The organism is Saccharopolyspora rhizosphaerae, from assembly GCF_003931915.1.
Classification (GTDB): domain Bacteria; phylum Actinomycetota; class Actinomycetes; order Mycobacteriales; family Pseudonocardiaceae; genus Saccharopolyspora; species Saccharopolyspora rhizosphaerae.
In genome coordinates this window covers 330,160-342,263 of record NZ_RSAA01000035.1, presented here as the reverse complement: position 1 = coordinate 342,263, position 12,104 = coordinate 330,160, and the positions used below count along the sequence as shown (strand labels likewise).

At 72.2% G+C, this 12,104-nt stretch carries 13 protein-coding genes; 6 read left to right on the top strand and 7 right to left on the bottom strand.

The window, feature by feature from the left end; genetic code table 11:
- The first annotated feature begins 16 nt into the window (after nt 1–16).
- A complete protein-coding gene (locus tag EIL87_RS24545; RefSeq protein WP_125092946.1) occupies nt 17–478 on the top strand; it encodes a universal stress protein in 462 nt (153 codons plus the stop codon).
- Nucleotides 479–871: 393 nt separating this feature from the next.
- Here the strand turns inward: EIL87_RS24545 and EIL87_RS24535 are convergent, their stop codons facing one another.
- Nucleotides 872–1,222, bottom strand: a complete 351-nt coding sequence (locus tag EIL87_RS24535) for a VOC family protein (RefSeq protein WP_125092945.1) — start codon at nt 1,220–1,222, stop codon at nt 872–874.
- A gap of 40 nt (nt 1,223–1,262) precedes the next feature.
- Between EIL87_RS24535 and EIL87_RS24530 the strand changes: the two genes are divergently transcribed.
- A complete protein-coding gene (locus tag EIL87_RS24530; RefSeq protein WP_125092944.1) occupies nt 1,263–1,886 on the top strand; it encodes a pentapeptide repeat-containing protein in 624 nt (207 codons plus the stop codon).
- Between the two features lie 140 nt (nt 1,887–2,026).
- Here the strand turns inward: EIL87_RS24530 and EIL87_RS24525 are convergent, their stop codons facing one another.
- The gene (locus EIL87_RS24525) at nt 2,027–4,534 is read right to left on the bottom strand and encodes a TNT domain-containing protein (protein WP_125092943.1); all 2,508 of its coding nucleotides are present in this window, start codon (nt 4,532–4,534) and stop codon (nt 2,027–2,029) included.
- A gap of 277 nt (nt 4,535–4,811) precedes the next feature.
- Between EIL87_RS24525 and EIL87_RS24520 the strand changes: the two genes are divergently transcribed.
- The 3 genes from EIL87_RS24520 to EIL87_RS24510 are packed head-to-tail and all read left to right on the top strand — an operon-like array spanning nt 4,812 to nt 7,250.
- Nucleotides 4,812–6,077, top strand: a complete 1,266-nt coding sequence (locus EIL87_RS24520; protein WP_125092942.1) for an MFS transporter — start codon at nt 4,812–4,814, stop codon at nt 6,075–6,077.
- 6 nt (nt 6,078–6,083) lie between these two features.
- Complete coding sequence (locus EIL87_RS24515; protein WP_125092941.1) at nt 6,084–6,935, top strand: bifunctional methylenetetrahydrofolate dehydrogenase/methenyltetrahydrofolate cyclohydrolase; 852 nt, start codon at nt 6,084–6,086, stop codon at nt 6,933–6,935.
- A 24-nt stretch (nt 6,936–6,959) separates the two neighbouring features.
- A complete protein-coding gene (locus tag EIL87_RS24510; RefSeq protein WP_125092940.1) occupies nt 6,960–7,250 on the top strand; it encodes a DUF3017 domain-containing protein in 291 nt (96 codons plus the stop codon).
- Nucleotides 7,251–7,646: 396 nt separating this feature from the next.
- Here EIL87_RS24510 and EIL87_RS24505 read toward each other — a convergent pair whose 3' ends face one another.
- Nucleotides 7,647–8,483, bottom strand: a complete 837-nt coding sequence (locus EIL87_RS24505) for a DUF4253 domain-containing protein (RefSeq protein ID WP_199740598.1) — start codon at nt 8,481–8,483, stop codon at nt 7,647–7,649.
- Between the two features lie 83 nt (nt 8,484–8,566).
- On the bottom strand, nt 8,567–9,592 hold the full coding sequence (locus tag EIL87_RS24500; protein WP_125092939.1) for a zinc-binding dehydrogenase: 1,026 nt from the start codon (nt 9,590–9,592) through the stop codon (nt 8,567–8,569).
- 123 nt (nt 9,593–9,715) lie between these two features.
- Here EIL87_RS24500 and EIL87_RS24495 point away from each other — a divergent pair, with 123 nt between their 5' ends.
- The gene (locus EIL87_RS24495; protein ID WP_125092938.1) at nt 9,716–10,390 is read left to right on the top strand and encodes a TetR/AcrR family transcriptional regulator; all 675 of its coding nucleotides are present in this window, start codon (nt 9,716–9,718) and stop codon (nt 10,388–10,390) included.
- A gap of 27 nt (nt 10,391–10,417) precedes the next feature.
- Here EIL87_RS24495 and EIL87_RS24490 read toward each other — a convergent pair whose 3' ends face one another.
- From EIL87_RS24490 to EIL87_RS24480, 3 genes are all read right to left on the bottom strand, one after another.
- A complete protein-coding gene (locus tag EIL87_RS24490; protein ID WP_125092937.1) occupies nt 10,418–10,618 on the bottom strand; it encodes a DUF1918 domain-containing protein in 201 nt (66 codons plus the stop codon).
- Between the two features lie 57 nt (nt 10,619–10,675).
- Nucleotides 10,676–11,104, bottom strand: coding sequence for a hypothetical protein (locus tag EIL87_RS24485; RefSeq protein WP_125092936.1), 429 nt, complete (start codon nt 11,102–11,104; stop codon nt 10,676–10,678).
- A 127-nt stretch (nt 11,105–11,231) separates the two neighbouring features.
- Nucleotides 11,232–12,065, bottom strand: a complete 834-nt coding sequence (locus tag EIL87_RS24480) for a metal-dependent hydrolase (protein WP_125092935.1) — start codon at nt 12,063–12,065, stop codon at nt 11,232–11,234.
- Nucleotides 12,066–12,104 lie beyond the last annotated feature (39 nt).

The following is a 12,104-nucleotide window of genomic DNA, read 5'->3' as shown; positions in this document are numbered from 1 at the left end:
TGAGTACCATTCCGGCGTGGCCGAAGGCGACAGCACCGAGCGTGAATTCGAGATCGGCAAGGACGGCCTGGGCGGCATCGTCGTGGGCATGGACGGCAGCCCGGCCAGCTTCCACGCCGCCGCGTGGGCGGCCGGTCTCGCCAGGCGGGAGCGCGCGCGCCTCGTGCTGGTCTACGTCGAAGCCGTGGGTGGCGTCGCCTACTGGTCCCCGATGGGGGTCGCGGTGGCCAGCGAAGCCGCCGAATCCCTGGTGGAAGAGCTCAAGCAGGAGGTCGTGTCCCACCTGAAGTGGGTGGACATCGACTGGGACTTCGTGCACCACCGCGGGGATCCGGCGGTCGGCTTGGAGCAGGTCGCCGAGCAGTACCGAGCCGATCTGATCGTCGTGGGTCGTTCGCGTCGCAGGGGTGGCCTGCTCGGCACCGTCCCGGCCACGCTGGTGGTCGAGGCCGTCCGCCCGGTGGTCGTCGTCCCGTAGCGACCCGTCGCCGCGTCAGGGGCACGACGGTCCCTGCCTGGTCCGAGAGGCAGCGAGGCGGCCGAGCCCTGGTCGAAGACCTCGAGCGCGAGGTCGCGTCGCACCTGGAGCGGCTGGACGTCGACGGAGACTGCGCGATGGCGGTGTCCGGGTTGGCCGCGTCAGCAGCGCCGGGCTCGACAGCGGTCGCGCTCGGCTCGCAGCGACATCGACCAGGACCACCGCGCGGGGACCCGGCGGTCGGCTTGGAGCAGGTCGCCGAGCAGTACCGAGCCGATCTGATCGTCGTGGGTCGTTCGTGGCGCAGGGGGTCTGCTCGGCACCGTCCCGGCCACATTGGTGGTCGAGGCCGTCCGCTCGGTGGTGGTCGTCCCGTGGCGACCCGTGACCGCGTCAGCGGTGCGCGAGGGTGTTCACGACGGTCCCGCTCGGGTCGCGGTGGAAGAAGCGCCGCACGCCCCAGGGCTCGTCGGTGAGCGGGTGCACGATCTCCGCTCCTCGTTCCAGCGCCGCCGCGTAGGCGCCGTCGACGTCGTCGACCTCGATGGAGATGTCCGGGTGCTCCGGAGCGGTGGCGTCCTCGGTGATCAGGCTGAACTGCCGCAGCCGGTCTTCGGGTGAGCTGAGGGTGACGATCCAGTCCATGTCCATCACCACCTCGAAGCCGTACACCCGCACGTAGTGATCACGTGTCGCGGCGATGTCGGTGACCTTGAGGTTGGGGACCACCCGGTGCACTCGCACGGGACCTCCGAGCGTCGGGCGCCCGTGCCAGGGTGGGGGCATGACGAGCGCGGTCGGTGAAGACTTCCAGGACGCCATCTTGCCGGACCAGGAGTGGTCCGGGCGGGTTTTCGAGCGGTGCGTGTTCACCGACGCCGACCTGACCGGGCTCACGACGCGGAACTGCGTGTTCAGCGACTGCGACTTCACCGGAGCCGACCTCAACGGGTCGCAGCACGTCGCCACCGCGTTCCGGTCCTGCACGTTCGACCGCACGGTGTTCGGCAGGACCGGCTTCGACGGCTGCAGCCTGCTCGGCTCGAGCTTCACCGACTGCCGGCTGCGCTCGCTGGAGGTCCACGAGTCGGACCTGACCCTGGTCGCGATGGGCCGCTGCGACCTGCGCGAGCTCGGCCTGCGAGGCGTGCGCTTCCGCGAGGCGAACCTCACCGAGTCCGACCTGCGCGGCTGCGACCTCCGCGACGCCGACTTCAGCGGCGCGCGGATGCTCGGCGCCCGCCTCGACGGCGCCGACCTCCGGGACGCCCGCCTCGACGCCGACGCCCTGCTGCACGCCCACCTCCGCGGCGCGCGGGTCGACACCGCCCTCGCACTCTCCTACGCAGCGGCCCACGGCCTCCTGCTGGACCTAGGGCATGCGGGCGGTGCCGGTGGCAGATCCTGACCGGCTCGTGGTCTCCACGCGCGGCTCCTGGTGCTGCCGGTGCCCGGCAGTGCTCCAGATCGGGACGGCTCCACCGCCTCCCCGGAACGCGAAGAGGGCCCTTCCCGAGGTGGGAAGGGCCCTCTCGCGCTCTGGAGAGATCACTCCATGGGCGGACGCTCCGTCGATGGCATCTCGGCGAGCGTGCCGTCGGCGAGCAGGTCGCTGATCGCTGCCGGGAGCACGAACGCCGTGCCACCACCGGGCTGCTCGAACCACGCGACCGCGGTCCCGCGCAGCGCCTGGATCGGACGCTGCACCCGGTAGGCCGCGTAGGTGCGGTTCGCCCACTGCGGCGGCAGAGAGCGGTGCGTGTACGGCGTGCGCACCGCGTAGGTCACGTTGCCGTTGGGCTCACCGAAGCGGTCGAGCTCGGTACCCGGCTGCAGCATGACGATCCGGCGGTCCCGGTACAGCGTCAGCGGCGGTTCGCCGTTGAGCGGCTGGATCTGCTGACCCTGCGGCGGCTGACCGTTGGCCGGCTGCGCCGGCTGAGCGCCGGGCGCACCCTGTGGCGGCTGGCCCTGCTGCGGGCGCGGAGGCCCGGGCGGCGGACCCTGCCGCTGCGGACCGGCCATGCCGGGTCCACCCGGACCGGGACGGCGATCGGCACCACCGGCCGGACCCTGCGCGGGACCGGCGGCCGGCGGGACCGGGGCACCGCTCTCCCGGCGGGGCTGCCGCTTCGGCAACGGGTTGGAGCCCGGGGCACCACCGTTCTGCGGCTGTGCCGGGTTCCCCGCGGGCGGGGACGGCGGAGCCTGCGGCGGCATCGGGCGGTCCATCGACGGCGCCGGGTGGAACCGGGTCGGGTCCTCACCGGGCTGCGACGGCGAGCCCTGCGGTGCCGGGTCCTGGGGCGGCGTCGGGTCTTGGGGCGGCGTCGGGTCCTGGTTGGCGGTGAACAGCGGGTTCCCGCCGGTGCTGGGACCGGACTGCTCCGCGAGCCGCGGCGGCGGTTCCGACGCCTGCGGCGTGCGCTGCGGCAGGTCCGAGGACGGCTCCGGGTTGCGCTTGGGCAGCTCGGCCGCGGGGTCGTGCTGCGGCGCGTCGGACTCCGGGGCACCGCGCTGCGGGAGCTCGGTGGCTTCCGGGGCGCGGGGCGGTAGGTCGGCCGGGTCCTGCGGAGCGCGCTGCGGGAGCTCGGTCTCCTGCGAGCCGCGCTGCGGCAGCTCGTCGACCGGGTCAGCAACACGTGGCGGCTCGTCGGCGGTCTCGGGAGCCAGGGCCGGAGCGGGGGCCTGCACCGGCGGCCGCTCCATCAGCAGCTGGCCGAGCAGGTAGGCCGCGGCGTGGTCGACGCGGGCGAACCGGACGTCCTCGGTGCCGGTGACGACCCAGTCGTCGCCGTCCTGCACCAGGCACAGGGCGTCCGCGGTGCGGCTGCCCAACCGGTAGGCGTCGCTGTCGACCCGGAAGTCGGTGAGCCGGTCGTGCAGCTTCGCGAGCACTTCCTGGGCGTCGGGGGCGTCGTCGTCCTCGTCGAGGACGTGGCGGGAACCCGAGGTGGCCGGTGCGGCCTCCTCCTCGTCGAGGTGCTCGACGGGCTCGTCGGCCTGCGGCTCCTCGATCAGGTCCTCCGAGTCGGCGGAGGCGGTGGTCGCGGCGGCACCAGCGGCGACGGCACCGGCACCAGCGGCGACGGCGGCACCAGCGGCGGCGGCACCGGAGGAGTCGGACTCCGGCTCCTCCTCGGGCTCGTCACCAGGCTGGTCCACGAGCTCGCTGACGGCGGCCTCGCGGGTCTCGTCGTCGACGTCACCGGTGGTGAAGCCGCGGCTGCGGGCGTGGTCGACCAGCGCGGTCTCCGGCGGCATGCCGTACTGCGCGAGGTAGTAGGCCACCGCGCCCGGCCACAGCCAGGTCCCGTCGGTGTGCCAGGTGCCCGGCACCACCCGGGCGCGCTCGGAGTCGAGGTGGTCCTCCTCGTTCTCGCGGGAGGCCAGCACGACCGGCGCGTTCTCCAGGTACTGCCGCAGCGGGCCGACCTCGTCGGCGGGGACCGGGCGGCGTTCGGACACAACCGGGCGGCCCTCGTCGTCGACGTCGTCGAAGACGCTGGTGATCCGGAAGCCAGGGGAGCCGGTCCCGGCGGTTCCAGCGTCAGCGGCCTGCTCCTCGAGGCCGGCGACGGTGTCGGGCACCGCGGGGGAGTCCTCGCCCTGCTGGGCAGTGGTGCCCTCGACCCGCTCCTTCATCCAGTCGGGGATGTTCTCCTCGGACCGGGGGTATCGGCGGAGCTCGTCGACGTAGGCCGCGCGCGGCAGGGGGCGCTGCCACTGGGGCTCGGTGTCGAAGTTGATGTCGATTCGGTAACTGGACGGGCGCTCGACCACGTAGAGCGCGCTCAACCAGGTGCCCACGTCGGGGCGGTACATGCCCTCGCGCAGGCGCTCGAAGATCTCGCGCAACTCCACCGGCGGCTCGAGCGGGCGTGAGTTGCCGTCCTGCGCGGTGAGCTCACCCAGCAGGTCTGTGTACTCGCCGGTGGCGCGGTACTCCACCGTGATCTCCTGCCAGTCCTCAGGAGCGCCTTGTAACAGCAGAACACCGATCTTGCGGGCGATCTGCTCCTGCTCTTCCGGACTGATCGCTGTCGGACGCGACATGGGTGACATCCTCCCCCTCTCGACGAGGCAACCCGACTCCACCCCGCCGAAACGCTACTCGACGCGGGCCCGGCGTTGTGCGCTGTGTGTGACATCCGCGGCGCCGGTGATCGTCTTGTGGCGGTTTTCAAGATCACCCCGGTCCGGCCGGTGATCTCGCCCCAGAGCTTGCCCGCTGGATGTTCGGAAGAACATCACACCACCAGGTGCATTGGATCAATCAAGGCCCCCGGAAAACCGGTAGCGGTACGGCCGTGCAGGACGCGATGGTTATCACGTGTTCCGTCCTTACCGACTGCTGGCCGCCGTCCCGCACGCTCCGTCACTGATGGCCTCCGCCCTGCTGGCGCGCCTCTACATCCCGGCGCAGGTGATGGTGCTGACCTTCCTGGTCGCCGAGTGGACCGGCTCGTACGCGGCCGGCGGTGTCATCTGCACCGCGATGACCGTCGGGCACGCGATCGCCGGACCGGTGCGCGGTCGCGCGGCCGACCGCAGCTCGGTCGCGAAGGTGCTGGTGGTGAGCGGGCTGGTGCAGTCGACGGGCTTCGCGGCGATGATCGGGACCGCGCACTGGGTCGACCCGGCGCGCTGGTGGGTGATGCTGCCGGTGGCGCTGGCCACCGGCCTCGCCGCGCCACCCCTGGGGCAGGTGGCCCGGTCGATGTGGCCGCGCCTGGCCACCGGGGAGGCGCGGGAGGCGGCCTACGCGGTCGAGGCGACGCTGCAGGAGCTGCTGTACGTCGTGGCTCCGATGCTGGCCACGGTGGCGGTCGCGGCGTGGAACCCGTCGTTGGCGCTGGCCTGCGTGGCGGTGTGGGCGGTTGTCGGGCCCGGGTTGTTCGCGGCGTCGCTGTGGCGCGCCGGGATCCGCGGTGGGCTGGGCGGTGGCGCCCAGGAGCGGTCGGTCGGTCTGCTGCGGGCGCGCGGGTTCCTGTCGATGATGTGCTTCTTCACGCTGCTCGTCGGGGGCCTGGTCGCGGTGGACCTGGTGCTCGTCGGCTGGGCTCGCAGCCGGGGACAAGCGGAGCTGGCGGGGTTCATGGCGGCGGCGTGGGCGCTGGGGTCGCTGGCCGGGGGCTTGGTGATGGGTGGCTTCCCCAGGTACCGGCTGTGGTTGCGCAGCGGGCTGGCCGCGCTGGGCCTGTGCGCGCTGGCCGCGGTGCTCCCACCGGTGGCGGAGGGCTCGCCGTGGGTGGTCGGGGGTGTCCTGGCGGTCGGTGGCGCGGCGATCGCACCGCTGCTGGCCGCGTCGAACGGCAGGCTGGCCGACCTCGCCCCGGCCGGGCGGCGCGGCGAGGCGTTCGGCTGGACGACCACCGCGAGCACGCTGGGCATCGCGATCGCCAACCCGCTGGCCGGTTCGATGATGGACCTCGGGGGTCCCGCAGCGGCGGCCGCGACCTGCGCCGGGCTGGTGGTGGCCGCCTTCGCCGTGGTGCTGCTGCACGTGTGGCGCACCGGCCCGCTGCAGCCCGCGGCGGAAGTGGTGGAGGCAACTGCGGACCGGCGAGGTCAGGAGGTGGACGATCTGCCACGATGAGCAGCTGTGAGCGCGACGATTCTCGACGGCAAGGCCACCAAGGACGCGATCTTCGAGGAGCTGCGACCCCGTGTCGCTCGGCTCGTCGAGCAGGGTCAGGCCCCGGGCCTGGCAACGGTGCTGGTCGGTGACGACCCCGGCTCGCAGTCGTACGTGCGCGCCAAGCACAACGACTGCGCGAAGGTCGGCATCAAGTCGATCCGCAAGGACCTCCCCGCCGACGTCAGCCAGGCTGACGTCGAGGCGGTCATCGACGAGCTCAACGCCGACCCGGAGTGCACCGGCTACATCGTGCAGCTGCCGCTGCCCAAGCACCTCGACGCCGGTCCGCTGCTGGAGCGCATGGCGCCGGCCAAGGACGCCGACGGGCTGCACCCGATCAGCCTCGGCCGCCTGGTGCTGGGCGAGGAGGCACCGCTGCCGTGCACTCCGCGCGGCATCATCGAGCTGCTGCGCCGCCACGACGTCGAGCTCAACGGCGCGCGCGTCGCGGTCGTCGGTCGTGGCATCACGGTCGGCCGCCCGATCGGCCTGCTGCTGACCCGCCGCAGCGAGAACTCCACGGTGACCTTGTGCCACACCGGCACCAAGGACCTGGCCTCGGAGATCTCCCGCGCGGACGTGGTCGTCGCCGCGGCCGGGGTGCCGAACCTGATCACCGCGGACATGGTCAAGCCGGGCGCGGCCGTGCTCGACGTGGGCGTGACCCGCACCGAGGACGGACTGGCCGGCGACGTGCGCCCGGACGTCGCCGAGGTCGCCGGTTTCCTGTCGCCGAACCCCGGTGGTGTGGGCCCGATGACCCGCGCGATGCTGCTGACCAACGTCGTCGAAGCGGCCGAGCGCAACCTGGGCTGAGCTCGGCCCCGGGACTGGAGGAACGTGAGCGACTGGTTGCCGGACAGGTCTCGTCTGTCCATCCACGTGCCGTTCGGCCTGGTGTGCGGCATCGGGTTGATCGGCTTCCTGCTGGTGGCCCTGCAGCACTGGCGTCGTGGCACGGTCGTGCTGGGCTTGGCGCTGCTGGTGGCGGCGGGCCTGCGCGCGATGATCCCGGACGAGCGCGCCGGCCTCCTGGCGATCCGCAGCAGGGTGGTGGACATCCTCCTCTACAGCGGGTTCGGCGTGGTCATCATCTCCATCGCCATGACCATCAGAGGTCTCTTCGGCTGAAGCACCACGAGGCAGGCGTCCTCCCGGGCGCCTGCCTCGCGTCCACGAGGGACAGTCCACACCGCACAGACGTCAACTGCGCTGCTTGTCCGCAGTCGCCGAACACCGCGATCTCCGCGAGCGCGATCTCCGCGGGAGCCGGAAGCCCCGGAACTGCCGGAGCTGGAACCCGCATCACCCCGGTGCTGGGCCACCCGCCGGGACCCTGATCACCCGCGCAGTCGGGAACCGCGCTCGTGCCGTGGTGTCGAATCCTTGAGCGCCCACTCTCCCGGGCGATGGCCTCGCACTTCGCGCGAAATGTCAGCCCCTCACGCGGAAGAGTGGCTGTGTCTTGGGTGGCCGTCCGCGAGCGCGGGACGGCCGGTCACCGGCGCCGGCGGTCGGTGACAGCGGTCAGTCCCACCAGAAGGACCAGGTGCGGCGGCCGCGGATCTCGGCGGCGTAGGCCGAGATGGACCCGGTTTCCTGCAGGATGCGGTCCGGGCAGAAGGTCCAGTGCTCGGCCGCGACCGCGGCCGCGTGCTCGGTGGTCTGCGGTGGGGCGGCGACGCTCATGTCCAGCCGGTCCGGGCCGAGCCGCAGGATCCGGGCGCCGAAGCGCTCCTCCCAGCTGCGCGCCATCGCCGACAACCCGGCGGTGCGCGACACGTGGTTGGCCGCTCCGGACCAGCCGAGCACGGTGAGCACGTCGGCGCCGCGCTTGACGGGCACCAGCGCGAGCCGGGTGTCCTCGTCGACGAGCTTGGGCAGCTGCTGGTTGGCCAGCACGTCGGGGTCCGCCAGCAGGTTCCCGGCCTTGGCCGGTCCCGGGCAGGTGTAGTCGAAAGGCGCCAGGACGTCGAGGTCGTAGGCCGGGCCGAGCTCGTCGTCGGCCTGCACCAGGCCGTCCCAGATCCGGGCCATCACGTCGTGGACGCGCCAGCGGTCGATGTGCTCCAGCGGTTCCGGCGCGGTCACGCCGACCGTGCAGCGCTCGCCGAAGGTCTCGTCGCTGTCGCACAGCAGGAGCGGCCACAGGCCGCTGCGGCGGTGCTCGGCGCGCAGCGCGGCGGCCAGCTGCGGGCCCGGAGTGTCGGTGCTGATCCAGCACAGCGGGGCCGGGTAGACCGCCATCGACATCTGCTCGGTGAGGACCTCGCCCGGTGGTAGCTCCGTCGTCAGCGCCGTGCCGAGGCCGAAGACCGCAGGAAGATCGGCCGGTGCCCCCGCGTCCCGGTCGTCTTGCAACACTTCACCGCCTCCTAGCGATTCCCCGATGGGACCACCTTAAGGACGCGGGGCGCTGCGCGGGAGCCCGGGATGGTGCGAACCGGCTAACGTTTCGGGTTTCCTGTCCCGTCGGCGCTGGGCACGAGCACGATGCGGCCGGTCTTCTCGCCGGAGAGGTGCAGGTCCAGCGCCCGTTCCGCTTCGTGCAGCGGCAGTCGTTCCGCGATGAGCGGGCGCAACCGTCCACTGGCGACCACGCGCAGCAGCTCGGTCAAGTCGGCGCGTGAGCGTTCACCGGCCTGCACGTAGTACAGCCGGGCGCGCCGTCCTCCAGTCCTGCCGAGCAGCCTGCGGAGCTCCCATCCGGCCATCAGGCGCGCGATCGCCACGTAGGGCCGCCACCACGGTCCGGGCTGGTCGAGCGTCGCGGAACTGCCGTAGCTGACGAGCACCCCGCCGGGCGCGAGCAGACGCCACGACGTCGGCAGGCTCGGCGGCCCTAGCGGGTCGAAGACCGCGTCGACCCCGCCGGGGGCGCGTGCGATGACCTCCGCCGCCACGTCCTGCGTGCGGTGGTCGATCAGCTCCGCTCCGAGGCCGTCGAGGTCTTCGTGCCGGTGCGCGGAAGCGGTCCCGAGGACGCGGATCCCGTCCGCTGCGGCCAGTTGCGCCAGCAGCACTCCGACACCCCCTCCGACGCCGTGCACCAGCACGGAGTGTCCTCTTCGGACGCCGGCCCTCCGCAGCAGCTGCCGCGCCGTGACCCCGTTGAGCACCAGCGCGACGGCCTCGGCGGCGTCGATGTCCGCGGGGACCTCGACGAGGTCCCGGTCGCGGAGGGCGACGTGCTCGGCCCACGCGCCACTGCGCGGCATCGCCGCCACCCGCTGCCCGACGCGCCAGGAGCTCTGCGAACCGACGGCGACGACCTCGCCGACCAGGTCGTACCCGGGCACGAACGGGAAAGCCGGCTGGGCCGGGTACTTCCCGCGCCGCATCTGCACCTCCGCGAAGGCGACGCCGGCCGCCTCGGTGCGGACGACGACGCCACGCGGTGCGGGTTCGGGCACCTCGGCCCGCCGCACGGCCACTTCACCGAGCCCGGTGAGCACGACCTCGGTCCCTGCCATGACAACCCCCAGTGACAACTGAACACAGTGACAACTGAACACAGTGACAGCCGGACACGGGAGTGAGAACCTCTTGCTCGACCATGAAGCTGTTACCTTCGTCCGTCAAGGGAGGTGGCGAACATGCCGGCAGAGCCGCGCAGCCCCCGCGAGCGGTTCCGGGAGCAGACGCGCAACGAGGCCAAGCAGGTCGCCGTGGAGCAGCTCGCGGAGTCGGGACCTGCGGGGATCTCGGTGAACGCGATCGCCAAGAGGATGGGGGTCACCGGACCCGCGCTCTACCGCTACTTCGCCAACCGCGACGCGCTGCTCACCGAGCTCGTCGTCGACGGCTACCGCGATCTCGCCGAGACGGTGGAGCGGATCGCCCACGAACACCGCCGCAAGTCGCCCGAGAACCGGTTCCGCGAGGTCGCGGCTGGGTTCCGGGCGTGGGCGCTGGGCGGCCCGCAGCGCTTCCTGCTGCTGTTCGGGACTCCGGTGCCGGGCTACACCGCGCCGGAGGGGACCACCGAGCTCGCCGATCGAGCGTTCCGCCCGATCCTGGACGCGTTCGCCGAGATCGCGCCCGCCACGGCGCCGAGCGGGGCGCTGGACCGGCAGCTGGTGGGCTGGCGCGAGCGGCGCGGCGGGCCGCAGGCGCCGGTGCTCGCCCTGCGCAGGGCGGTCCGCGCCTGGTCGCGCCTGCACGGCGCGATCAGCCTCGAGGTGATCGGGCAGTTCGCCGAGATGGACGTCGACCCGGAACTGCTGTTCCGGGCTGAGGTGGAGTCGATCCTGGCCGAGTCCTGGGAGTGAGCCGGTCGCTGGGCGCGACCGGCCCCGTCAATCTCCGCGGCGAGGGGAGGGTGGCTCGATCACGCAGTCCGAGCCCGGGAACACCAGGCCTTCGTGGCCGTCGGTGTAGCGGACCTTGTACGGCGGCTCGCCGTCGGGCCCGAGGACCTCCAGGATCTCGCCGTACTTCTCGGCCTCGTCGACGTGCTTGCTGTGCACGTGCAGCTGGTCGCCCACTGCTGCTCTCATCGCACATCACCTCCGCTCCACCAGGCTAGGTGACGTCCGACACACCCCGCATGGTCGTCAGCCGGCCAGGCGTGAGCAGGTCGTGGTGACGGCCTGGTACTTGTCCAGCTGGGCGGAGGTCCACTCGGCGCTTGCCTCGATGTCGACCCCGCCGTCGGCGACCTGCTGGACCGACTCCTGCACGTCGAGCAGGTTCTGCCTGAGCGTGTCGTCCGCGGTCTGGTCGGCCAGCTGCTGCAGCTCGGCGACCTTGGCCTGGGCGTCGGCCTGCGCCTTCTGCGGGTCGGCGAAGTTCGGCACGAAGTTGGCCGCGTTGATCGCTCGCAGGCAGGCCTGCGCGGTGTCCATCGTCTGCTGGGCACCTTGGATCTGCTGGTTGGCGTCCTGCAACCCCTGCTGGGCCTCCTGGATCTCGCCGCACGCGGCGAGGCCGGACAGCAGCGGCAGTGCCAGGACGGCCGCCACGATCCGCGTTCGAGCTCGCATCTTTCCTCCGGGGACAAGGAGCAGTGCCGAGGTGGCCCTGCACGAGCACTTTATCCGGCTGATCTGAGGGATTGGGGGCGTTCGTCCCGGTTTGCCTGCTGTTGGCCCACGCGCTGCTCCAACCGGCTCACGGCCCCGCTTCGATCCAGGCCATCACCGCCGGTGGCAGGTTCAGCCCGGCCAGCCACGGGGCGGCACCGACCCGGTAGAGCACCACGCAGGTCAACGCGCCCGCCGCGAGGGTCAGGCCGGGGCCCACGATGGCGAGCTCGACGGCACCGCCGGTGCGCATGCGCAGGGCCTTCGGCGGCGCGACCGGGTACCAGGTCTTGCCGGCCAGCGGCACCGGCCACAGCATCGGGCAGCCCTGCTCGGTGATCGCGTCACCGATGAAGTGCGCGGTGCAGCCGATCATCACCGCGAGCCCGAAGGCGGCCGCGTCGGTGGGCTGGTTCCCCGCCCAGGCCCAGCACGCGACCGTGAGCAGCAACGACGTGACGGCGATCAGCAGGGCGTCCTTCCGCGGGCACCAGGTGTGCATCAGACCGCGCACCGCGAGACCGGCGAAGAAGAACATCAGCACGCCCAGCGCGCTGCCTTCGCTGGTCTGCACGATCGCGGTGGTGATGAGCCCGGCGAGGACGGCGAAGACCACCGTGTGGGTGAAGCCGCGGTGGGTGCCCTCGCGGTCGCTGTCCTTCTTGGTGCGGGTCAGCCGGTACAGGAAGCCGCTGAACCCGCTGATGCCCGCGGAAACGCCCTTGGAGAGGGAGCCGAAGGTCGCGGCGACGGTCGACGACGGGTGATCGATGTCGGGCAGCAGCGCGGCCCCCGAGGCAAGAGTGGCTCCGACCACCCAGGTCTTGGGGGATAATTGCCCTATCGCGTGAGTGTCGGCCAGGGCGGTCACCGCCGCCCACCCGGCCAACCCGCTCATCGCGTGCGTCGGTCCTGTCGCCAATGTCTCTCCTGCATCGCCTGTCAGCCGAACGAGTGCTCG

Excerpts from the sequence above, each read along its gene's own strand:
- EIL87_RS24525 (WP_125092943.1), bottom strand. The coding sequence starts at position 4,534 with ATGTCGCGTCCGACAGCGATCAGTCCGGAAGAGCAGGAGCAGATCGCC.
- EIL87_RS24500 (WP_125092939.1), bottom strand. The coding sequence starts at position 9,592 with ATGGCAGGGACCGAGGTCGTGCTCACCGGGCTCGGTGAAGTGGCCGTG.
- EIL87_RS24530 (WP_125092944.1), top strand. The coding sequence starts at position 1,263 with ATGACGAGCGCGGTCGGTGAAGACTTCCAGGACGCCATCTTGCCGGAC.
- EIL87_RS24485 (WP_125092936.1), bottom strand. The coding sequence starts at position 11,104 with ATGCGAGCTCGAACGCGGATCGTGGCGGCCGTCCTGGCACTGCCGCTG.
- EIL87_RS24490 (WP_125092937.1), bottom strand. The coding sequence starts at position 10,618 with ATGAGAGCAGCAGTGGGCGACCAGCTGCACGTGCACAGCAAGCACGTC.
- EIL87_RS24495 (WP_125092938.1), top strand. The coding sequence starts at position 9,716 with ATGCCGGCAGAGCCGCGCAGCCCCCGCGAGCGGTTCCGGGAGCAGACG.